20 protein-coding genes, 1 tRNA gene and 1 pseudogene are annotated in these 20,508 nt (G+C 62.3%); 13 read left to right on the top strand and 9 right to left on the bottom strand.

The window, feature by feature from the left end; translation table 11 throughout:
* Positions 1 to 11: 11 nt before the first annotated feature.
* The 7 genes and pseudogenes from CWE01_RS25445 to CWE01_RS25415 form a co-directional block, all read right to left on the bottom strand.
* Positions 12 to 371 carry a Na+/H+ antiporter subunit G gene (locus CWE01_RS25445; protein WP_100943306.1) on the bottom strand — a complete coding sequence of 120 codons (360 nt, stop codon included), beginning with the start codon at positions 369 to 371 and terminating at the stop codon, positions 12 to 14.
* A complete protein-coding gene (locus CWE01_RS25440; protein ID WP_100943305.1) occupies positions 368 to 646 on the bottom strand; it encodes a K+/H+ antiporter subunit F in 279 nt (92 codons plus the stop codon). Before CWE01_RS25440 ends, CWE01_RS25445 begins: the two co-directional genes overlap by 4 nt.
* Positions 643 to 1,131 carry a Na+/H+ antiporter subunit E gene (locus CWE01_RS25435; RefSeq protein WP_100943304.1) on the bottom strand — a complete coding sequence of 163 codons (489 nt, stop codon included), beginning with the start codon at positions 1,129 to 1,131 and terminating at the stop codon, positions 643 to 645. The genes CWE01_RS25440 and CWE01_RS25435 overlap by 4 nt, the downstream gene beginning before the upstream one ends.
* Positions 1,128 to 2,795 carry a monovalent cation/H+ antiporter subunit D gene (locus CWE01_RS25430; protein ID WP_100943303.1) on the bottom strand — a complete coding sequence of 556 codons (1,668 nt, stop codon included), beginning with the start codon at positions 2,793 to 2,795 and terminating at the stop codon, positions 1,128 to 1,130. The genes CWE01_RS25435 and CWE01_RS25430 overlap by 4 nt, the downstream gene beginning before the upstream one ends.
* Positions 2,792 to 3,136 carry a Na+/H+ antiporter subunit C gene (locus CWE01_RS25425; protein WP_100943302.1) on the bottom strand — a complete coding sequence of 115 codons (345 nt, stop codon included), beginning with the start codon at positions 3,134 to 3,136 and terminating at the stop codon, positions 2,792 to 2,794. Before CWE01_RS25425 ends, CWE01_RS25430 begins: the two co-directional genes overlap by 4 nt.
* Positions 3,136 to 6,054: a monovalent cation/H+ antiporter subunit A gene (locus tag CWE01_RS25420; protein ID WP_100943301.1), complete on the bottom strand. Its 2,919-nt coding sequence runs from the start codon at positions 6,052 to 6,054 to the stop codon at positions 3,136 to 3,138. The genes CWE01_RS25425 and CWE01_RS25420 overlap by 1 nt, the downstream gene beginning before the upstream one ends.
* A gap of 116 nt (positions 6,055 to 6,170) precedes the next feature.
* Positions 6,171 to 7,210 (bottom strand): annotated as a pseudogene (locus CWE01_RS25415) (DMT family transporter).
* Here CWE01_RS25415 and CWE01_RS25410 point away from each other — a divergent pair.
* The 12 genes from CWE01_RS25410 to CWE01_RS25355 all read left to right on the top strand — a co-directional run bounded on the left by CWE01_RS25410 (position 7,205) and on the right by CWE01_RS25355 (position 18,758).
* The gene (locus tag CWE01_RS25410; protein WP_100943299.1) at positions 7,205 to 7,768 is read left to right on the top strand and encodes a helix-turn-helix domain-containing protein; all 564 of its coding nucleotides are present in this window, start codon (positions 7,205 to 7,207) and stop codon (positions 7,766 to 7,768) included. The pseudogene CWE01_RS25415 and the gene CWE01_RS25410 sit on opposite strands and share 6 nt — an antisense overlap.
* A gap of 318 nt (positions 7,769 to 8,086) precedes the next feature.
* Positions 8,087 to 9,289, top strand: a complete 1,203-nt coding sequence (locus CWE01_RS25405) for an SfnB family sulfur acquisition oxidoreductase (protein ID WP_100943298.1) — start codon at positions 8,087 to 8,089, stop codon at positions 9,287 to 9,289.
* 9 nt (positions 9,290 to 9,298) lie between these two features.
* The gene (locus CWE01_RS25400; protein WP_100943297.1) at positions 9,299 to 9,754 is read left to right on the top strand and encodes a hypothetical protein; all 456 of its coding nucleotides are present in this window, start codon (positions 9,299 to 9,301) and stop codon (positions 9,752 to 9,754) included.
* Positions 9,744 to 11,141, top strand: coding sequence for an LLM class flavin-dependent oxidoreductase (locus CWE01_RS25395; protein ID WP_100943296.1), 1,398 nt, complete (start codon positions 9,744 to 9,746; stop codon positions 11,139 to 11,141). Before CWE01_RS25400 ends, CWE01_RS25395 begins: the two co-directional genes overlap by 11 nt.
* A 75-nt stretch (positions 11,142 to 11,216) precedes the next feature.
* Entirely contained in the window at positions 11,217 to 12,212 is a 996-nt protein-coding gene (locus CWE01_RS25390) for an AMP-binding protein (RefSeq protein WP_100943295.1), read from the top strand.
* Positions 12,209 to 12,985 (top strand): ABC transporter ATP-binding protein, encoded by a 777-nt coding sequence (locus CWE01_RS25385; protein ID WP_100943294.1) that lies wholly within the window; start codon positions 12,209 to 12,211, stop codon positions 12,983 to 12,985. Before CWE01_RS25390 ends, CWE01_RS25385 begins: the two co-directional genes overlap by 4 nt.
* Complete coding sequence (locus CWE01_RS25380; protein WP_100943293.1) at positions 12,985 to 13,866, top strand: branched-chain amino acid ABC transporter permease; 882 nt, start codon at positions 12,985 to 12,987, stop codon at positions 13,864 to 13,866. Before CWE01_RS25385 ends, CWE01_RS25380 begins: the two co-directional genes overlap by 1 nt.
* 3 nt (positions 13,867 to 13,869) lie before the next feature.
* Entirely contained in the window at positions 13,870 to 14,919 is a 1,050-nt protein-coding gene (locus CWE01_RS25375; protein ID WP_100943292.1) for a branched-chain amino acid ABC transporter permease, read from the top strand.
* 36 nt (positions 14,920 to 14,955) lie between these two features.
* Positions 14,956 to 16,296: an ABC transporter substrate-binding protein gene (locus CWE01_RS25370; protein ID WP_100943291.1), complete on the top strand. Its 1,341-nt coding sequence runs from the start codon at positions 14,956 to 14,958 to the stop codon at positions 16,294 to 16,296.
* 3 nt (positions 16,297 to 16,299) lie between these two features.
* Positions 16,300 to 17,067 carry an ABC transporter ATP-binding protein gene (locus CWE01_RS25365; protein ID WP_100943290.1) on the top strand — a complete coding sequence of 256 codons (768 nt, stop codon included), beginning with the start codon at positions 16,300 to 16,302 and terminating at the stop codon, positions 17,065 to 17,067.
* A 14-nt stretch (positions 17,068 to 17,081) separates the two neighbouring features.
* Positions 17,082 to 18,536 carry an FAD/NAD(P)-binding protein gene (locus CWE01_RS25360; protein WP_100943289.1) on the top strand — a complete coding sequence of 485 codons (1,455 nt, stop codon included), beginning with the start codon at positions 17,082 to 17,084 and terminating at the stop codon, positions 18,534 to 18,536.
* A gap of 148 nt (positions 18,537 to 18,684) precedes the next feature.
* Positions 18,685 to 18,758 (top strand) — tRNA-Cys (locus CWE01_RS25355).
* Positions 18,759 to 18,858: 100 nt separating this feature from the next.
* On the opposite strand, the gene CWE01_RS34390 is transcribed toward CWE01_RS25355, so the two are convergent.
* The gene (locus CWE01_RS34390; RefSeq protein WP_315975364.1) at positions 18,859 to 19,086 is read right to left on the bottom strand and encodes an integrase; all 228 of its coding nucleotides are present in this window, start codon (positions 19,084 to 19,086) and stop codon (positions 18,859 to 18,861) included.
* 399 nt (positions 19,087 to 19,485) lie between these two features.
* Here CWE01_RS34390 and CWE01_RS33395 point away from each other — a divergent pair, with 399 nt between their 5' ends.
* The gene (locus tag CWE01_RS33395; protein ID WP_157815275.1) at positions 19,486 to 20,010 is read left to right on the top strand and encodes a hypothetical protein; all 525 of its coding nucleotides are present in this window, start codon (positions 19,486 to 19,488) and stop codon (positions 20,008 to 20,010) included.
* A 172-nt stretch (positions 20,011 to 20,182) separates the two neighbouring features.
* Here the strand turns inward: CWE01_RS33395 and CWE01_RS25345 are convergent.
* Positions 20,183 to 20,508: integrase core domain-containing protein (locus CWE01_RS25345; protein WP_256579412.1), on the bottom strand; the 326-nt coding region annotated here is incomplete at its 5' end.

Raw genomic sequence — 20,508 nt, 5'->3', positions numbered from 1 at the left:
CTTCAAATCGCTCAGCCCCTGCCCTCGGTACGCCCACTACTGACTTCCGCCGGTACATCATCCCCAGCCATGCGCTTGCGAAACAACCCTGTGCGGGCCAGCAGCAGGGTGGTCACCGGTACGGTGATCGACAGCAGGATCGGGATCAGCCAGGCATGGATCACCGGCTCTGACTTGAGTGCCGAAAAGTACAGGATCGAGGCCAGCGCCACGCACCAGGCGCCGAGGGTCGAGGCCAGTGCCGGCGGGTGCATGCGTTGGAAGAAGTCCTTCATGCGCAACAGACCGATGGCACCACACAAGGCGAGCAGGCTGGCGGCCACCAACAGAAAAGCCACCGGAATTTCGATCCAGAGGGATAATGCGTTCATTCGATCACCTCGCCGCGCAGAAGGAATTTGGCCAGGGCAAACGAGCCGACAAAGCCGAACAGCGCAATCAGCAGCGCCGCTTCGAAGTAAGTGTCACTGGCGTAGCGGATACCCAGCACCAGCATCATCAGCATGGCAATCAGGTACAGGTAGTCCAGGGCCAGGACCCGGTCTTGCGCCGACGGGCCCTTGAACAGCCGGACCACGGTCAGCACCAGCGCCACGCTGAAGATGAACAGGCTCAGCAGGATCGCATTGGCGAGCAGTGCGCTCATTCGAAGATCTCCATCAGAGGACGTTCGTAGGTCGTCTTGAAGTGCTGGATAAAGCCGCTTTCGTCGTCCAGGTCGAAGACGTGCAGCAACAGGATGCTGCGGTCCAGGGCCAGTTCCGACCAGACTGTGCCGGGAACCACCGTACAGATCATCGACAGCACCGCCAGGCCATTGGCATCGCGCAGGTCCAGGGGCACCTTGACGAAGGCCGAGCGCGGCGCACGGCGTACGGCGTTGAGCACGCCCCAGGCGACGGCGAGGTTGGACAGCACCACGTCGGCACCGACCCGGAAAAACAGGCGCAGCATCACCCCGGGACGGCGGATACGGATCGGCCGTGGGCGCAGCGGCGCCATCATCACCGGGGCGAAGATCGCGAGGGCCGCCCCCAGCAGCAGGTTGCCGGGGCTGACCGAGAGGTTGAGCACCAGCCACAACAGCCACAGCGCCAGGGACAGCCAGGGTGCGGGGAACAGGCGCTTCATGGCTGCACCTCCACGGCGGCGGACGGGTTCGCTACCGGACGGGTGGCCTGCACGGCGCTGATGTACCGCCCGGGGGTGTCGAGGGATTCAGCCGCCGCCTGGGTGTAACGCAACAGTGGCTCGGCCTTGACGGTCAGCAGGATGCACAGCCCCAGCAGGGCGACGATGGGCAGGCATTCGAAACGCCGTAGCGCCGGTGAAGGACGCTCCTGGGGCGTCCAGAAACGCGAGATGCCCATCCGCGAGAAGGCCAGCAACGAAGCCAGCCCGGACAGCACCAGCAGCGCCAACAGGGCCCAGGCCGCCGGGGAGATCGGCGCGTCGATGCCCAGACCTTTCGGATTGAGCAGGGCGCTGAGCAAGGTCAGCTTGCCGATAAAGCCGGACAGCGGCGGCATGCCGATGATCAGCAGGGCGCAAGCGATAAAGCTCAAACCGAGAAAGGCCATGGTCCAGGGAATCACCTGGCCGACCACGGCTTTCTGTTCATCGTCGAGGTTGGTGCCGGGCCGTGGGTGCAAGGACTCCAGCGGCCGTGGCAGCGGGTCGATGTCCTCGTCCAGCGGCAGTTCGTTGGCCGAGCGCGAGCGTTCGATCAGTTCGGCCAACAGGAACAGCGCGCTCAGGGCCAGGGTCGAGCTGACCAGGTAGAACAGCGCGCCGGCCGTGAGGTTTGGCTGGGCAAAGCCGATGGCCGAGAGCAGGATGCCCGCCGACACCAGGATGCTCAGGCTGGCCATGCGTTCCAGGCGCTGGGCGGCGAGGATCGCCACGGCGGCGCAGGCAATGGTCGCCATGCCGCCGTAGATCAGCCAGTCACCGCCGAAATGCGCCGAAGCGCCGGCCTCGTCGGAAAACAGCAAGGTCCACAGCCGCAGCAGCGTGTAGATCCCGACCTTGGTCATGATCGCGAACATCGCCGCCACCGGGGCGCTGGCCGAGGAGTAGGCGGGCACCAGCCAGAAGTTCAGCGGCCACATCCCGGCCTTGGCCAGGAAGGCCACGGCGAGAATCGCCGCGCCGGCATGCAGCAGGCCGCGATCGGCTTCCGGCACCAGCGGGATCTTCAGGGCCAGGTCGGCCATGTTCAGGGTCCCGGTGACGCCATAGATCAGCGCCGCGCCGATCAGGAACAGCGACGAGGCCAGCAGGTTGATCGCGATGTAATGCAAGCCCGCCGACACCCGCGAGCGTCCCGAGCCGTGCAGGACCAACCCATAGGAAGCGGCCAGCAGCACCTCGAAGAACACGAACAGGTTGAACAGGTCGGCGGTCAGGAAAGCGCCGTACAACCCCATCAACTGGATCTGGAACAGCGCGTGGAAGCTGGCGCCGGCACGGTCCCAGCGGGCCATGGCGAACAGCAGGGCGCTGACGCCGATGATCCCGGTCAGCACCAGCATCAGCGCCGAGAGTCGATCAACCACCAGCACGATGCCGAACGGCACCTGCCAGTTGCTCGGCAGATAGACGCCGATGGAGCCGGTTTCGCCGGCCTGGGTGCCGATCAGCAAGAGTACCGAGATGCCCAGGCCGATCAGGCTCGAGCCCAGATTGAGGCGGGCCTTGAGCGGCCGGTGTTTCTCGCCGAGCATCAGCATCAGCGCCGCCGTGAGCAGCGGCAGCAGGATCGGGGCGATGATCAGGTGCGACATCGGGTTCATTCCTTGGGCTCCCGGCCATCGACATGGTCAGTACCGGTCAGGCCGCGCGAGGCCAGCAGCACCACCAGGAACAGCGCGGTCATGGCAAAGCTGATGACAATGGCGGTAAGCACCAGGGCCTGGGGCAGCGGGTCGGTGTAGTTGAGCAGGTCCTGGGGCACGCCGTCCTTGATCATCGGCTCCTTGCCGATAAACAGGCTGCCCATGCTGAAGATAAACAGATTGACCCCGTAGGACAGCAGGCAGAGGCCCATCACCACCTGGAAGGTCCGCGGGCGCAGCACCAGCCAGACGCCGGAGGCCGCGAGGACGCCGATGGCAATTGCAATGACTTCTTCCATCAGGCGGCTCCTGGCTTGGGTTGGGCTGCGAGTTGCTGGCTCGGCCGATGGGCGCGGACCGACTGGTGCGCCAGGGCGGTGAGGATCAGCAGGGTCGAACCGACCACCACCGCATACACGCCGATATCGAAGAACAGCGCGCTGGCGACATGGATATCCCCCAGCAGCGGCAGGTGCAGGTGCGCGGTGTGGGTGGTCAGGAACGGATAACCGAAAGCCATCGCCCCCAGGCCCGTGACCGTGGCGAACAGCAGCCCGGTGCCCATCCAGCGCAACGGCCGCAGGCTCATCTGCGCCTCGACCCACTGGGTGCCGGCGACCATGTATTGCAGGATAAAGGCCACAGACATCACCAGGCCGGCGACAAAACCACCGCCCGGTTGGTTATGGCCGCGCATGAACAGGTACATCGAGACCACGAAGGCGATCGGCAGCAGCAGGCGCACCAGCACCGCCGGCACCATCATGAAGCCCAGGGCGGTATCGCTGGCGCTGCGCGGGTTGACCAGATCGGTGACCACGTCCGGGGCCAGTTGGCGCTGCTGGTTGGGCAGCTCCAGGCTTTCCTTCGGCGGACGGAAGCGTCGCAGCAGGGCGAACACGGTCAGGGCGGTGGCCATCAGCACGGTGATTTCACCGAGGGTGTCGAAGCCGCGGAAGTCCACCAGCATCACGTTCACCACATTGCTGCCGCCGCCATCGGGCAGGGCGCGACTGAGGTAGAACGAGGAGATATCGTTGGGCGTCTGGCGGGTCAGCATGGCGTAGGACAGCAGTGCCATGCCGCCACCGACCCCGACCGACAGCAACAGGTCGCGCAGGCGGCGAATCCGCGCCTTGCGCAGGCTGCTCGGCAATGGCGAGACTTCTTCGATACGCCGAGGCAGCCAGCGCAGCCCCAGCAGGATCAGCACCGTGGTCACCACCTCGACCACCAGTTGGGTCAAGGCCAGGTCCGGCGCGGAGAACCAGACAAAGGTGATGCAGGTCATCAGGCCGCAGACACTGACCATGATCATGGCCGCCAGCCGGTGGTACTTGGCTTGCCAGGCGGCGCCCAGGGCGCAGGCGATGGCCAGCAACCAGAGGGTGACGAAGACGATGGAGCCTGGGATCTTCGGCCGGTCGCCCCAGGACAGGCTGCTGTGCAGCATCGGGATCAGGCCGGCGACCACTGCCGCCAGCACCAGCAGGAACAACTGGGTTTGCAGGCGCTGGGTGCTGACCCGGCGTTCGATACGCCGGGCGTAGCGCATGATGATCACCAGGCAGCGCTCGAACAGGCGCTTGCCATTGAGGCGACCGATCAGCGGCGGACGACTGAAACGGCCACGCTTGAGTTGTTTGCGTAGCAACAGGTAGAGCAGCACGCCGCCGGACATGGCGATCAGACTCATGATCATCGGTGCGTTCAGGCCGTGCCAGATCGCCAGGCTGTACTCGGGCAAGACCCCGCCGACCACCGGCAGGGCCGCGGTGGCGAGGATCGAGCCGACCACCTGGGCCGGGAAAATCCCCACCAGCAGGCAGGTGAACACCAGCAGCTCCACCGGCGCGCGCATCCAGCGTGGTGGCTCGTGGGGCGTGTGGGGCAGGTCGGTGGCCTTGGGGCCGAAGAACACATCGACGGTAAAACGCAGCGAGTAAGCGACGCTGAAGGTGCCGGCGACGGTGGCGATGACCGGCAGGGCCGTTTCGACCCAGGCCGTGGAATTGATGAACACCGTTTCGGCGAAGAACATTTCCTTGGAGAGGAAGCCGTTGAGCAGCGGCACCCCGGCCATGGAGGCACTGGCGACCATCGCCAGGGTCGCAGTGAACGGAATCAGCTTGATCAGACCGCTGAGCTTGCGGATATCGCGGGTGCCGCTTTCATGGTCGATGATACCGGCGGCCATGAACAGCGAGGCCTTGAAGGTCGCATGGTTGAGAATGTGGAACACCGCGGCCACGGCGGCCAGCGGGCTGTTCAGGCCCAGCAGCAGGGTGATCAGGCCCAGGTGGCTGATGGTCGAGTAGGCCAGCAGGCCCTTGAGGTCGTTCTGGAACATGGCGCAATAGGCGCCGAGCATCAGGGTTGCGGCGCCCGCGCCACCGACGATCCAGAACCATTCATCGCTGCCGGAGAGCGACGGCCACAGTCGGGCGAGGAGAAACACCCCGGCCTTGACCATGGTCGCCGAGTGCAGATAGGCCGAGACCGGGGTCGGCGCGGCCATGGCGTGGGGCAGCCAGAAGTGGAAGGGGAACTGCGCGCTCTTGCTCAGGGCGCCGATCAGGATCAGCGGCAGCAGGACCGGGTAGAGGACGTGGGCGCGGATTTTATCGCCGGCCGCCAGCACGGTGTCCAGGTCATAGCTGCCGACCACATGGCCGAGAATCAAGACTCCCGCCAGTAGGCACAGGCCGCCGGCGCCGGTGACCGTCAGAGCCATATAGGCACCGCGACGGGCGTCGCTGCGGTGGTGCCAGTAGCCGATCAGCAGGAACGAGAACAGGCTGGTCAGTTCCCAGAAGAACACGATCTGGATCAGGTTGCCGGACAGCACCAGGCCGAGCATGGCGCCCATAAAGGCCAGGAAAAATGCGAAAAAGCGTGGCACCGGGTCTTCCGGCGACATGTAATAGCGGGCGTACAGCGACACCAGGGTGCCGATACCCAGCACCAGCATGGAGAACAGCCAGGCGAAGCCGTCCAGGCGCAGGACGAAGTTCAGCCCCAGGCTGGGCAGCCAGTTGATGGTCTCGTGAATCACGCCGCCATGGGCGATCTGCGGGTACAGCAGCGCCATCTGCAGGGTGCCGGCCAGGGCGATGACACCGGCCAGGATGGATTCGCTATTACGTGCATTATGCGGCAGCAAGGCCGCCAGACAGCTGCCGATAAAAGGCAGAAGCAGTAGAACTATCAGGGACATAGGCTTCTAATCTGCAGGAGTTTGCGAAGGATCATACGTGGCGCGCTGGAGATCACCAACTAGGAACCTGTGGCAGAATCCTACAAGGTAGGTGGTAAATACCTGATGTGCCCTGTTTATTTGTTCGGATCCAGCCCTTCGGCTTCCGTGGTTTCTTCGACCGCCTCGGCGCGCTGTTTGCCCTTGGTCTTCAACTCACTGACGATCACTGCCGCGACAATCAACGCCGCTCCCAGCAACGCAATCCCCGGCAATCGCTCACCCGCCAGACGCCCGGCAATCCCCGCCCAGACCGGCTCCCCGGCATAGATCAAGGTGGCGCGCGTCGGCGAAACACTTTTCTGCGCCCAGTTCATCGCTACCTGGATCGCCGCGCTGGCGGCCCCGAGGCCGACGGCGCTGGCCAGCAGCAGCCAGGAAAACTCCGGCAATGCCTCCTGGGTCGGGACGATCATCAGAAACGCCAGGATCGACGCCGTGCCCAATTGAACCACGGTCACCCGCCGCACATCGACCCTGCCGGCATAGTTGCTGATCAGGATGATTTCTGCGGCAATCGCGATGGCGCTGATCACCGTGGCGATTTCCCCGGAACTGAAATTCAGCTTCGCGCCGTTGGGCCCGGACAACAGCATCAAGCCGGTAAAGGCCAGCATGATCCCGATACTCGGCATCAGCCCCGGACGCTTGCCCAGCACCAGCCATTGCAGCAGTGGCACAAAGGGCACGTACAACGCGGTAATAAACGCCGACTGGCTGCTGGGAATGCTTTGCAGGCCCACGGTCTGCAGCCCGTAGCCGAGCATGATCGCGGTGCCGATAAAGAACCCCGCTTTCAGTTCGAAAGCCGTGATGCCCCGCAGGCTGCGGGCTGAGAACAAGGCAACGATGCACGCCGCCGCGGCAAAACGCAGGCCGACGAAAAACATCGGGCCGCTGACGGTCATGGCGTTCTGCACCAGCAGGAAGGTGCCGCCCCAGACCATGGTGATCAGGATCAGCACGCACTCGGCCTTGCTGAACCGCAGGGTCGAGGCAAACGAGGTGTTGGAGTTCGCCGCAGTCATGGCCTTGCACACTATCCGGGTGAGACGCACAATGCGCCGAAGCTGGGCAGTATACTGCGCAAACCAACCAAGTGAGCAATATAGTGCACAAAGAAACTTCGCAACGGGCTTCGGTGCTGCAACACGTCAGCTTGAACGTGCGTCGCCTGCGTCATGAGGCTCAGTTGAGTCAGACCGCGTTATCGGAAAAGTCCGGGGTCAGCCGCCGTATGCTGGTGGCGATCGAGGCGGGGGAAAAGAATGTCAGCCTGACCACGTTGGATCGGGTGGCCGAGGCCTTGGGTGTGGCCTTCAGCGACCTGATCCAGGCACCGGATGCCCGCGACCCGAGTCGGATCAACGAGGTGGCCTGGGCCGGGGTGATTCCGGGGAGCAAGGCGGTGCTGCTGGCCAAGGCCATGGCGAGTCGTGAAGTCGAACTCTGGGAGTGGCGCCTGGAACCGGGCGAACGGTATGACTCGGAGCCGGACTACGATGGTTGGAGCGAGCAGATCTACGTCTTCGAAGGTTGCCTGACGGTGATGCTCGGGGAACTGCCGCGGGTGGTAGCGGCGGGGGAGTTCTTCATGTTTCCCAGCAACCAGCCCCATGGCTATCGCAACGATGGCGAAGTGGCCGTGCGGTTTATCCGCAATGTGGTGTTGTAGGCAGGGCCGCACGGACCTGTAGGAGCAGGGCTTGCCCGCGAAGCTTTTGGCGACCTCAAGGGCCTCTTCGCTGGCAAGCCAAGCTCCTACAGGTTTGCGGTGTTCCCAGGTTTTCATTTCAATCTCTGGCTGGCATGGTAAACCCCGTACCGACTGTTGCCAGGGCAACAGTGTCTGGACAGTTTGCTGTTTTACAGCTGTGATAAATTCTAGGTTTTTGTCTTAACTACCTGAAAATAATGGTTTTTATTTTTAGGCACGACTCCTGCTATGTCCTTGATATGCGTTTTGCATTTTCAAGGACTCTGGAGTCGGTCTATGACAACTGTCGCCAAACCTGCTTACACCGCCCATATCATCCGCTCGGATGAAGAGGCCATTGCCGCGGCCAGAACCCTCGCTGCACGTTTTGCCGTCGAAGCCGGCGTCCGTGACCGCGAGCGCCGCCTGCCCGCCGCCGAGCTCAATGAATTCGCCGCCAGTGGCCTGTGGGGCATCACGGTTCCCAAAGCCTACGGCGGTGCCGGCGTTTCCTATGTGACGGTGGCGGAAGTCATCAAGATCATTTCCGCTGCCGATTCATCCCTCGGCCAGATCCCGCAGAACCATCTCGGTGTGCTGGATATCCTCCTGCAAACCGCCAGCGAGGAACAAAAGCACTACTACTTCACCAAGGTGCTGCAAGGCTATCGCTTCGGCAATGCCTTCTCCGAAGCCAAGAGCAAGAACGCCGGCACCTTCGACACCCGTATCCGTTTCGACGGTGACAGCGCACATATCGACGGTGAAAAGTTCTACTGCACCGGCGCCTTGTTCGCCCATATCGTCCCGGTGGTCGGCCTCGATGAGGCCGGCAATGCGCAGATCGCCTTTGTCGAGCAGGGCTCCCCGGGCCTGACCATCGTCGACAATTGGGATGGCTTCGGCCAGCGCACCACCGCCAGCGGCAATGCCTTGTTCAACGACGTGAAGGTGCCGCGCAGCAGCGTGATTCCGGCGCACAAGGCCTTTGACCTGCCCACCGCCAACGGCCCGATTTCCCAGATCATCCAGGCGGCGGTCGACACCGGCATTGCCGTCGGTGCCCTCGAAGAAGCCAAGCGTCATGCCCGCCAGGCCCGGCCGTGGATCGACAGCCAGCAGGAACACGGCTGGCAGGACCCGTTCACCCAGGCCGCGATCGGCGATCTGGAATGGCGGGTGCACGGCACCGAAGCCATCCTGGAAAAGGCCGGACTGGCGGTCGACCACGCCCTGGCGCAACCCAGCGAAGACAGCGTTGCCCTGGCCTCCGTGGTGGTGGCCCAGGCCAAGGTGCTGTCCGCCGAAATCGCGTTGCTGGCCAGCAGCAAGATTTTCGAGCTGGCCGGTACCCGTTCGGTACTGGCCAGGCACAACCTCGATCGCCATTGGCGCAACGCCCGCACCCACACCCTGCATGACCCGGCGCGCTGGAAATACCACCTGATCGGCAACTACCTGCTCAACGGCGTCAAGCCGGCCCGGCACGCCTGGAACTAGGAGCTCACGATGAACGCATTGACTCATCCCGCCAGCCACCAGCCCGCCCTGGCACGGGTGGCGAGCGACCTGCACAACGCCCGCCAATCCCTGGAACGGACCCTCGGCGTCGTGCGCGCCCATGCCCAACTGGCCGCCGATCACCAGGTCATCGGCAAGTTCGGCGACCTGCAGATTCGCATCGACGTGGCGGCGGCCCTGCTGGAGCGCGCCGAACGCATTGCCGCTGGCACCCAGGACGAGGCTGAAAAGACCATCGCCGTCGCTGAAGCCAGCATCGCCATCGCCGAAGCCCTGGCGCAGGTCGGCCAGGTCGAACTGGAACTGACCGGCCAACGCCCCGACTGGTCGCCCAGCCATGATCCGCTCCAGGATCCGTTGCATCTCAAATACCGATTGATCGGTGACTTGCGCCTCAATGGCGTGGTTCCACCGAGTGCCAGGAGTGCTGTCGATGTCCCGTGAAATCCGCCTCAATGCCTTCGACATGAACTGCGTCGGCCATCAGTCGCCCGGCCTGTGGGCTCACCCACGTGACCGCTCCTGGCAGTACAAGGACCTGGAATACTGGACCGACCTGGCGAAGATCCTTGAGCGTGGCAAGTTTGACGGCCTGTTTATCGCCGATGTGCTGGGCATCTATGACGTCTACAACGGCAATGGCGACGCGGCGATTCGCCAGGCGGCCCAGGTGCCGGTGAACGATCCCTTGCAGTTGATCCCACCCATGGCGCTGGTGACCGAGCACCTGGGCTTCGGTCTCACCGCTTCGCTGTCCTTCGAGCACCCGTATCCCTTTGCCCGACGTCTTTCCACCCTCGATCACCTGACCAAGGGCCGCGCCGGCTGGAACATCGTCACTTCGTACCTGGAAAGCGGTGCGAAGAACCTCGGCCAACGCGCCCAGACCGAACACGATGCCCGATACGACTATGCCGAGGAGTATCTGGAGGTCTGCTACAAACTCTGGGAAGGCAGCTGGGAAGACGGCGCGATCCTGCGCGACCGGGCGCGCAAGGTGTTCAGCGACCCGAGCAAGATCCACGAGATCCAGCATGTCGGCAAACACTTCCAGGTGCCGGGTATCCACCTGTGTGAACCGTCGCCGCAACGCACGCCGGTTCTGTATCAGGCCGGCGCGTCCAGCCGGGGCAAGCAGTTCGCCGCCGAGCATGCCGAGTGCGTGTTTGTCGCCGCACCGTCCAAGGTGCTGCTGAAAAAAGTCGTGGCCGATATCCGTCGGCGTGCGGCCGAGGCGGGTCGGGACCCGAAAAGCATCCTGATCTTCAACCTGCAGACGGTGATCCTTGGCGAGACCGATGCCAAGGCCAAGGCCAAGTTCGAGGAATACAAATCCTATGTCAGCTACGAGGGCGCCATGGCGCTGATCTCGGGCTGGACCGGGATCGACTTCAGCCAGTTCAAGCCTGATGAACCGCTGCGGCATGTGCACACCAATGCCATCCAGTCGGCGGTGGAGACCTTTTCCACGGCAGACCCGAATCGGATCTGGACGCCCAATGAGTTGGCTGACTGGGTCGGGATCGGTGGGTTTGGGCCGCTGTTTGTCGGCAGCCCGGAAACCGTGGCGGACCTGTTGCAGGAGTGGGTTGAAGAGACCGATGTCGACGGTTTCAACCTGGCTTATGCGCTGACCCACGAGACCTTTGTCGACGCGGTGGACTTGCTGGTGCCGGAGTTGCAGAAGCGTGGTGTGTACAAGACCGAATACGCACCGGGGACCTTGCGCGAGAAGCTGTTCGGCGCGGGACCGAAGCTGGCGGATATCCATCCGGGGGCGGGGTATCGGGATCTGGCGGCGTTGCGGGAGAAGAGCCTGCGTTCGGCCTGATTCCCGGCCGACAAACCTGTATTTCACAACCGCCAGCGGACCACCGCACGCCAAACGACTGAACGAGGTTCCGCCATGAGCGTGCATGAACTGAAACGTCCGCCCGTCATCCATCCGCCGCACCCTGAAACGGTTTCGATCTTTACGGGTGCCCTTGAGCAACTGCGCCACTGGGCCCAGGTCAGCCCATTGCAGAGCGCCTTGCGCCACAAGCGCCACGGGCATTGGCACAGCTGGCGCTGGATCGATGCCTTGCGCGAAGTCGAGCGCCTGGCCGACGGCCTGCGCCAGCACGGCTTGACTGCCGACTCGCGCCTGGTCGTCAGCGGCGCCCTGGAGCCGAACCTGTTGCTGCTGGCGCTGGCGGCCCACTCCATCGGCGGTCAGGTCTTCAGCCTGGCCCCGGACCTGAGCGCCGAAGCCCTCGGTCAGGCTTTCTGGCGCCTGCACCCCAGCCACGGCTTTGTCGACAGCCGCCAGCAACTGCTCGAATGGCTCGCGGCCGGTGATTCAAGCGCTGCCCCCGCGGTGCTGGTCGCCAATCAGTTGCCGGGACGCCAGCCGGGTTCTCCGAGGCAAAGCGTACTCGCCTTCGCCAGCCTCAGTGGCGACAACCAGGAGCCGCGCCCGCTGGTGCTGTGGCGTGCAACAAGCGCTCAACCTCAGCTGTGGAGTGAAGAAGATAGCCAATGGCAGGGCGGCTTGAGTGTGGTGCTGGAGCAATGGCTGAACACCGGCCACAGCCTGGCCTTCCCGGAAAGCCGCGACAGCGCCAGCCGTGATCGACGTGAACTCGCGCCGTCCGGCCTGTTGCTGTCAGCGGAGCGCCTGCAAGTGCTGGCCGACGAAATCGAACAACGCCTGGCGCCTGCAGGCAGTTGGCGCCGGCGCCTGTGCGAATGGGCCCTGGCCCATCCCGAACGACTCGTGGCCCGCCTGCTCAAGCAACGTGTGCGGCGCCTGCTGGGCTTTCAGCGCCTGCAATACATCTGGCAACCGGCGACGCCCTCGAACGTCCCGGCGGCCTTCAATCAATGGCGGGTCGATGCCCCTGGACGGAAAAGCGCATGAGTACGCTCGAACCGATTTTGCAAGTGCGTGACGTGTCGCTGTCGTTCAAGGGCGTGAAGGCTATCAACGAACTGTCATTCGAAGTGCGGCGCGGTGAGATCTGCGCCCTGATCGGGCCCAACGGCGCGGGCAAGAGTTCGTTGCTCAACCTGTTGAATGGGGTCTACCGCTTCGACAGCGGCGAGATCGTCTTCGAGCAGCAGCGCTTTCGTCGCATCGATCCCCTGGACGCGGCCCGTCGCGGTATTGGCCGGACCTTCCAGAACAATGCGCTGTTCAAGAAGATGAGTGTGATCGACAACCTCCTGACCGGGCTGTCGCGGCATATGCGCAGCCACTTTCTCGAGCAGGCCCTGGGCCTGCCCCGGGCGCGGCGGGAAGCCGAGGCCTTTCGCCTCAAGGCCCAACACATTCTCCAGTTGCTTGAACTGCAGGCCGTGCGCGATGTGCCGGTGGGCACCTTGTCCTATGGCCGGCAAAAACGCGTGGAGTTGGGCAGGGCATTGATCGCCGGCCCCACGCTGTTGCTGCTGGACGAGCCCATGGCCGGCATGAACGCCGAAGAAAAGCAGGAAATGGCGCGGTTTATCGCCGACGTCAATCGCGACCTCGGTACCACCGTGGTGCTGATCGAACATGACATGGGGGTGGTGATGGGCTTGTCCGATCATGTGGTAGTGCTCGACTACGGGCGCAAGGTCGGCGACGGTACGCCGGCCGAAGTGCAAGGCAATCCCGAGGTGATCGCGGCCTACCTGGGAGCGGTGCACTGATGACGTTTTTCCTTGAAACCCTGATCGGCGGGTTACTCGCCGGTACCCTTTATTCGCTGGTCGCCATCGGTTTCGTGCTGATCTACAAGGCCAGTGGCGTGTTCAATTTTGCCCAGGGCTCGATGCTGTTGTTTGCCGCGCTGACCTTTGTCAGTCTTCACGACCAAGGCGTGCCGTTCGCCCTGGCGTTGCTGCTGACGGTCGGAGTGATGGTGATCGGCGCGCTGCTGATCGAGCGCCTGGTATTGCGGCCTTTGGTCAACCGTTCGCAGATCACCCTGTTCATGGCGACCCTGGGCCTGTCGTTCATTATCGAAGGCCTGGCCCAAGGGCTGATGGGCTCCCAGGTCCGCGCGCTGGACCTGGGCATCGACGACGTGCCGCTGTTTGTCCACGGGGTGATGCTCAGCCAGTTCGACCTGATTGCCGCCGCTGCCGCGGTGGTCCTGGTGGTGGTCCTGGCGCTGCTGTTCAACAAGACCCGGATCGGCGTATCGCTGCGGGCGGTGGCCGACGACACCACGGCGGCGCTGTCCATCGGCATCAACCTCAATCGCATCTGGCAGATCGTCTGGGCGGTGGCCGGCTGTGTCGGCCTGGTGGCGGGCCTGCTCTGGGGCGCACGCCAGGGGGTGCAGTTTTCCCTGTCGCTGGTGGTGCTCAAGGCCTTGCCGGTGTTGATCGTCGGCGGCTTCACCTCGATCGGCGGGGCGATTGTCGGCGGGTTGATCGTCGGCGCCTCCGAGAACCTCGCCGAAGTCTATATCGGGCCGCTGATCGGCGGCGGCATCACGCCCTGGTTCGCCTATGTCCTGGCGTTGGCCTTCCTGTATATCCGCCCGGCCGGCCTGTTCGGCGAGCGGGCCATCGAGCGAGTGTGAAGCATGTCCGTTCCCGTAATGAGTGAAACCGCACCCTGGGTGCTGATTGAGCGGCGCCTGCCATGGTCATTGCTCGGCCTGCTGGTGCTGGCGTTCGGCGTCGTGCCGCTGGTGGGCAACGACTATTGGCTGAGTGCGATCCTGATCCCGTTCCTGGTGCTGTCCCTGGCAGGACTGGGGCTCAACCTGCTGACCGGCTACACCGGGCAGACCTCGGTCGGCGCGGCGGGTTTCATGGCGGTGGGGGCCTTTGCCACCTATGGCTTTCTGTTGCGCCTGCCGGAACTGGGCCTGCCCGTGGCGCTGCTGGGCGGCGGCATTATCAGCGGCCTGGTGGGCTTGCTGTTCGGCCTGCCCAGTTCGCGGATCAAGGGTTTCTACCTGATGGTCACCACCCTGGCCGCGCAGTTTTTCCTCGAGTGGTTGTTCGTCAAGTTTCCCTGGTTCTACAACTACGGCTCGTCCGGGACCATTTCCGCGCCGAGCCTGTCGTTGCTCGGACATGACCTGAATACCCCGGTAGGCCGCTACCTGCTGACCCTGGTCACGGTACTGCTGCTGACCTGGGTGGCGCGCAATCTGGTGAACAGCCAGACCGGGCGCAACTGGATGGCGATCCGCGATATGGATACGGCCGCGGCGGTGATCGGCATTCCGGTGGCGCGCTACAAGCGCCTGGCCTTTGCCGTTAGTTCGTTCTACCTGGGCATTGCCGGTGCGCTGTGGGCGTTCGCCTACCTGGGCACCGCGAGCGCCGGCAGTTTCGATATCAATCGGTCGTTCCAGATCCTCTTCATCATCATTATCGGCGGCATGGGCAGCATCGCCGGCAACTTTGTCGGCGCGGCCTTTATCTGCCTGCTGCCGATCCTCCTCAGCCACCTCGGCCAGGCCTTGCTCGGCGGTGCGGTGGATGCCGGGCAGTTGCAGAACCTGCAAAAAATCATCTTTGGCGTGCTGATCATCCTGTTCCTGATCAAGGAGCCGGACGGGCTGATCCGCCTGCTGAGCAACACCCGCGAACGGCTCCTGCACTGGCCGTTGCGCTTCTGACTTCCCGACTTCCCATCCCTGGAGAACGATTCCACCATGCGTGCACTTTTTAAACGTTCACTGACGGCTGCGGCCCTGGCCCTGACGGTTCTCGGCACTGCGGCGCCGATGGCCCAGGCCTCGCCCGACCAGCAATTCTTTCCCCTGGCCACCTACCGGGTTGGCGCCTATGCCTCCAGCGGCGTGCAGGTCTGGGCCGGGATGATCGACTACCTCAACTACATCAACGAGGTGGAAGGCGGGATCAACGGCGTCAAGCTGGTCTGGCAGGAGTGTGAAACCGAATGGACGGCGGAGAAGGGCATCGAGTGCTACGAGCGCTTCAAAAATGGATTGGATGGTGCGCCGGTGGCGGTCTATCAGCCTAACGGCGCACCCGCGGCCTACGCCTTGAGCGAGCGCGCGGAAGTCGACAAGATCCCGCTGATCACCCTCGGTTACGGCCGCACCGAGGCCACCGACGGCAAGGTCTTTCCCTATAACTTCCCGGTGATGCTGACCTTCTACAGCGAAGCCTCGACCCTGGTGAACTACATCGCCCAGCGCGAAGGCGGTTTCGACAAGCTCAAGGGCAAGAAGATCGCCACCGTCTACCACGACTCGGCCTATGGCCGCGAAACCCTCGGGCCGCTGAAACTGCTGGCGGAAAAATACGGTTTCGAGAATATCCAGATTCCGGTTGCCGATCCGGGCAACGAACAGTCGGCGCAATGGCGGCAGATTCGCCAGCTCAATCCGGACTGGGTGTTCCTGCGGACCTGGGGTGTATCGACGCCGGTGGCCGTGAAGACCGCTGCGCGCTTTGGCTTCCCGGTGGACCATATCGTCGGTGATATCTGGGCCAGCTCCAGCGAAGATGTGTTGCCGGCAGGTGCGGCGGCCAAGGGTTACCTGGCGTTGACGCCTTACCCGGCGGGCGCGGACTTCGAGATCCACAAGCGGATCAAGCAATACATCCTCGACAAGGGCAAGAGTGACCTCAAGGACAAGAGCAACTTCGGCAGCGTCTACTACAACTCCGGGTTGGTGAACGCGGCGATTGCGGTGGAAGCCATTCGCACCGGGCAGGCCAAGTTCGGCAAGCGGCCGCTGCATGGCGAAGAAGGCCGCTGGGGCCTGGAACACCTGGATATCGACGATGCGCGACTCAAGGCCATGGGCTTCTACGGCCTGATGCAGAACCTGAAACTGTCCTGCAGCGACCATGAAGGCGGCGGTTCGGCGCGGGTCCAGCAATGGGACGGCAGCCACTGGAGCCTGGTCAGCGACTGGATCGCGGCGGATCGGGCGTTGTTGCGGCCTTTGATCGACGAGAAATCGGCAGCCTTCGCGGCAGAAAAACACCTGACCCCGCGCACCTGCGCGGCGGGCGAATAAACCATGGGCCAGCCCGCGCTTGAAGCAAGTGGTGCGCCGCTGTTGCAGGTTTCGGACATCGAGGTGATCTATGACCGGACGATCCTGGCAGTGTCCGGGGTTTCCCTGAATGTGCCCAAAGGCGGCATCGTCGCCTTGCTCGGGGCCAACGGTGCGGGCAAAAGCACCACCCTCAAGGCGATCTCCGGGCTGGTGCGGGCTGAGCGGGCGCAGGTCACGCGCGGCAGCATCCACTTCCAGGGGCGTGACAGCCTGGCGGTCGACCCTAGCCAGCGCGTGCGTGACGGCCTGGTGCATGTGCTGGAGGGGCGGCATGTATTTGGGCAACTGACGGTGGAGGACAACCTGCGCAGTGGCGGGTTTGTCCGCGGGCTGAGTCGACGGCAGATGCTGGAAGACCTGGAGCGGATCTATGCCTGGTTCCCGCGCCTGAAAACCAAGCGCAAGACCCAGGCCGGGCTGACTTCCGGGGGCGAGCAACAGATGGTCGCCATTGGTCGGGCCTTGATGACGCGACCCACTTTAGTCTTGCTCGACGAGCCATCCATGGGACTGGCGCCTATTATCGTTCAGGAAATCTACGAGATCGTGGCTCAGCTCAATCGTGAGCAGCAGGTCAGCTTTCTGATTGCCGAGCAAAACATTAATGTAGCGCTCAAATACGCGACCCAGGCCCATGTGCTGGACACCGGTCGGGTAGTGCTCAGCGGTACGGCGGATGAATTGCTGGCCAGGGGCGACCTGCACGACTTCTACCTGGGCAAGCACTGACAAGAGAGTGAAGAATGAGTGAAACCCTGAGCGGACAGGCGACAGACGCCATCCCGGCTGCCGATGTGTTGATCATCGGCGGGGGCCTGAGTGGCGCGATGCTGGCGGTGCAGTTGCTGCGCCTGGAAGGCCGGCGACGGATCCTGATCGTCGAGCCGCGTGCCGAATTGGGACGGGGTGAGGCCTACAGCGCCACGGAGCTGGGGCATACGTTGAACGGCAATGCGGCAAGGATGAGCGTCGACCCGGACAATGCCGATGACCTGACGCAATGGTTGCAGGCTTATATAGCGGACGGTGGTTGGCCTGAGTCGGATCAGCAGCATGTGCCGGTCAGCGAGCTGTTCATGCCCCGGGGGATCTTTGGTCTTTACGTCCAGCAGCGCCTGGCCGAAGCCCGGGAGCGGGGTGCGACCTGGGGATCGACAGCCGAGCATGTGCGGGGCGAAGTGGTCGATCTGCAAACCGGCAGTAGCGCAGTGGTGCTGACGCTGGCCGATGGCCGGCAACTGCAAGGTGCCAGCGCGGTGTTGGCAACCGGCATGTTCCCGGCGGCGCGTACGCGGCAGAAGCAATCCAGCGGTTTGAATGCGGCGGCGGTGGACCCTTGGGATGTGGCGACCATGTCACGACTCGATCCACAAGGGACGGTGCTGATCATCGGTTCCGGCCTGACCATGGTCGATGCCGTGGTTTCCCTGGAGCAGGCTGGGCATCGTGGGCCGATCCGGGTTATTTCCCGGCATGGGCTGTTGCCCCATGTGCGACGTCAGCCGCCGAGCTGGGTGGATTTCCTGGCGGCCGATCACAGTATTCGCAGCCCACTGCAGTTGCTGCGTGAGGTCCGTCGCCAATGCACCTTCGCGTTGGAGACCGGGATTGACTGGCAGGCGCCGCTGGACACGGTGCGGGCGCATATCGGTCGGCTCTGGAGCCAGGCCAGCGATGTTCAGCGTCGGCAGTTCGTGCGGCATGTGCGGCCGTGGTGGGAGAGCCATCATCACCGTTCGCCACCCTTGAGTGCCGAGTTGGTGGAGCGTCTTTATAAGGAAGGGCGGTTGACCATCGAGGCGGCGTCGCTCAAGGGGCTGGATGAGCCACGGGAGGGGCAGGTGAGTATTTCCATCCGGCCACGGGGAGAGGCGCAGACACGTACGGTTACGGGCGCAGCCTTGATCAACTCCACCGGCATTGAATATGACTGGCGCCGGGTAGACCGCCCATTGCCCCAGCAATTGCTGGCGCGGCGACTGATTCGGCCAGGGCCGCTGGCGTTGGGGATTGCGGCGGATGTCGGTGGCGCGGTGGTGGATGCCGAGGGCGATATCTCCACCCGCTTGTTCGCCATGGGCCCGCCGTTACGGGGCATGTGGTGGGAGAGCACGGCGGTGACGGATGTGGCCAGCCAAGCGAAGGCACTGGCGGCGCGTCTGGTGCAATTGAGCGCCGCGCAGAAATACCGAGGCTGACCTAAAAATTATTAGAATTCAGGGGGTTGCCAGTGTCATTCAACTAGGACATAATGCGCGCCATCAGCACGGACGGCAACGTATCGAACGCTGAAGAATCAAGGAGTTGCGGCAAGCCAGTCTTGCAAGGGCGCTCGATTCGACCTGAGGCCGAGTAGCAAAATGGTTATGCAGTGGATTGCAAATCCATCTACGCCGGTTCGATTCCGACCTCGGCCTCCACTATTCAAAGCCCCGTAAATCAACGATTTATGGGGCTTTTTTAATGCCAGAAAAATGAAAAGAGTTCCGCAACTATTGGTAGGAGTTCCGCAACTCGACGTCATTTTGTCGGATTGACGATCTCGCCAACCCTACGGTAGACCTTTTTCGTCATCTCTTCGGTCGAGTGTCCAAGCAACCTGCTGGCATGGTCGATTTCGCTGGCGGCTTTTGGACGGATATCCCGGAACTGAAACTGGCGGATGGTCGCCGCCAGGGCCGTATCACCTTCTGCTGTTGCTTTTTCCGCCGCGTTCTCACGGGCCTCATCCCACCTGTTGAGCAGCATGGCGTAGCTTATTCGCAGGCCGGATTGGTTGGTGATCAGGACTGAGTTCTTGATGCCGGCGGCATTCTTTCTTTCAAGAAGCGCATCGATGAATAGGCTGAGCTCGGAGGCAGACTCGCCATCATGCAGGCGAATCCGTAGACGTTTCTCGGTCTTCCCCCAAGCAACCGGGCTATGGGGCGCTACATTCCTTTCGTTCTGAATGCTCCATCCTAGCCCTGTTACCTATTAGCGAAAACCTTGCTCGCGCTTTCTGGCGCCTTTCGTCAAGGAGGCTACACTTGAGGGTAGGTATTATGTGTCAGCCAGTCGTTGGCAAGCCCCCTTAGTTCTTCGCCATTGCTGTCTTCATTGCTGTTACCTCAATCAGCAAGAATCAGTAAGCCAAGGAGAACTGTCATGAACAAAAGTACCGACACCCCTAAACCTGCAACTACAGATCAAACACTTAAAACTATATCAAGCCGGGCGGAAATAAAAGCGGAGATAATAGTAAAAATAGTCTCCATGGTGGATACGCAGTTTTATATGTATACTTACGCTCCAACCGGTGACCAGATTTTTATGACTCATGATAGCAGTCCTCCTCCTCGCTCATTGTGGACGCTTCATCCCCAGAAGGAGGGGGGGAGCGAGTTTTATCACATTCGGTCTTCCCCAGATAGTCACCTATACATGACTTATGTAGCAAGCCAAGAAAAAGTATTCCTTAGAACTTACAGCGGAAGCGATGATCAAAAGTGGCTTTTTTCGGACGTAGATCCCTCTAGTAGCGGGATTTATTATATATGCAATATAGTACAAGGCAGAAGCTATCTACGCGTTCGCCTTCCTCTAACGGACGGGACACCAATCCTTACTACACCTAATTTTGGTGATTTTACTCAACATTTTGCTCTGCAGCTCATGGGGGTTACTCCTTAATAAGCAGAGGATACTCCTGTTCATATTCAGTATTACTAGGGAGAGGATCATAAGGCATTCAAGATAGAAGCGATTTAAGCGGGTCTCTACAATAAAGGGGGGCGTAAAGCCTCTCTTTTTAAACGGGGAGCCCACTGGACTAGCCTCTACAAAACCGGGCACCAGCCCCCCGTTAACTTGATGCCATTTTTAAGCGTCTGAACTCTCTAGGAGATCGGTACTTGAGGGCGCTGCGTGGTTGCTGCTCGTTGTAGTGCTCGAAGGCAATCGCGAGATTGCGTAATGCGGTCTCACGGGTTGGCCGCGGCATATGGGCCACGTAATCACGCTTGATAGTCTTCACGAAGCTCTTGGCCATGCCGTTGCTTTGCGGGCTGTGTACCGGCGTTGTGTCCTGGGCATTTTGCCGGCGCTGATGGATTTGCAGTTTTGAACATTGTCGTGCTTGTCGCTTTGGCTGCGGATAACCTCTGCATGAAAAGGGGACAGATTTGAATG

The organism is Pseudomonas sp. QS1027, from assembly GCF_002814235.1.
GTDB lineage: Bacteria > Pseudomonadota > Gammaproteobacteria > Pseudomonadales > Pseudomonadaceae > Aquipseudomonas.
This window is presented reverse-complemented; position numbering and strand designations above follow the sequence as displayed.

Bases quoted from the DNA above. Each gene is read 5' to 3' on its own strand.
- CWE01_RS25385 (WP_100943294.1), top strand. From the start codon at position 12,209: ATGAGTACGCTCGAACCGATTTTGCAAGTGCGTGACGTGTCGCTGTCG.
- CWE01_RS25400 (WP_100943297.1), top strand. From the start codon at position 9,299: ATGAACGCATTGACTCATCCCGCCAGCCACCAGCCCGCCCTGGCACGG.
- CWE01_RS25430 (WP_100943303.1), bottom strand. From the start codon at position 2,795: ATGAACCCGATGTCGCACCTGATCATCGCCCCGATCCTGCTGCCGCTG.
- CWE01_RS34390 (WP_315975364.1), bottom strand. From the start codon at position 19,086: ATGCTGCTCAACAGGTGGGATGAGGCCCGTGAGAACGCGGCGGAAAAA.
- CWE01_RS25390 (WP_100943295.1), top strand. From the start codon at position 11,217: ATGAGCGTGCATGAACTGAAACGTCCGCCCGTCATCCATCCGCCGCAC.
- CWE01_RS25375 (WP_100943292.1), top strand. From the start codon at position 13,870: ATGTCCGTTCCCGTAATGAGTGAAACCGCACCCTGGGTGCTGATTGAG.
- CWE01_RS25395 (WP_100943296.1), top strand. From the start codon at position 9,744: ATGTCCCGTGAAATCCGCCTCAATGCCTTCGACATGAACTGCGTCGGC.
- CWE01_RS25445 (WP_100943306.1), bottom strand. From the start codon at position 371: ATGAACGCATTATCCCTCTGGATCGAAATTCCGGTGGCTTTTCTGTTG.
- CWE01_RS25405 (WP_100943298.1), top strand. From the start codon at position 8,087: ATGACAACTGTCGCCAAACCTGCTTACACCGCCCATATCATCCGCTCG.
- CWE01_RS25380 (WP_100943293.1), top strand. From the start codon at position 12,985: ATGACGTTTTTCCTTGAAACCCTGATCGGCGGGTTACTCGCCGGTACC.
- CWE01_RS25425 (WP_100943302.1), bottom strand. From the start codon at position 3,136: ATGGAAGAAGTCATTGCAATTGCCATCGGCGTCCTCGCGGCCTCCGGC.
- CWE01_RS33395 (WP_157815275.1), top strand. From the start codon at position 19,486: ATGAACAAAAGTACCGACACCCCTAAACCTGCAACTACAGATCAAACA.
- CWE01_RS25370 (WP_100943291.1), top strand. From the start codon at position 14,956: ATGCGTGCACTTTTTAAACGTTCACTGACGGCTGCGGCCCTGGCCCTG.
- CWE01_RS25365 (WP_100943290.1), top strand. From the start codon at position 16,300: ATGGGCCAGCCCGCGCTTGAAGCAAGTGGTGCGCCGCTGTTGCAGGTT.
- CWE01_RS25420 (WP_100943301.1), bottom strand. From the start codon at position 6,054: ATGTCCCTGATAGTTCTACTGCTTCTGCCTTTTATCGGCAGCTGTCTG.
- CWE01_RS25435 (WP_100943304.1), bottom strand. From the start codon at position 1,131: ATGAAGCGCCTGTTCCCCGCACCCTGGCTGTCCCTGGCGCTGTGGCTG.
- CWE01_RS25440 (WP_100943305.1), bottom strand. From the start codon at position 646: ATGAGCGCACTGCTCGCCAATGCGATCCTGCTGAGCCTGTTCATCTTC.
- CWE01_RS25360 (WP_100943289.1), top strand. From the start codon at position 17,082: ATGAGTGAAACCCTGAGCGGACAGGCGACAGACGCCATCCCGGCTGCC.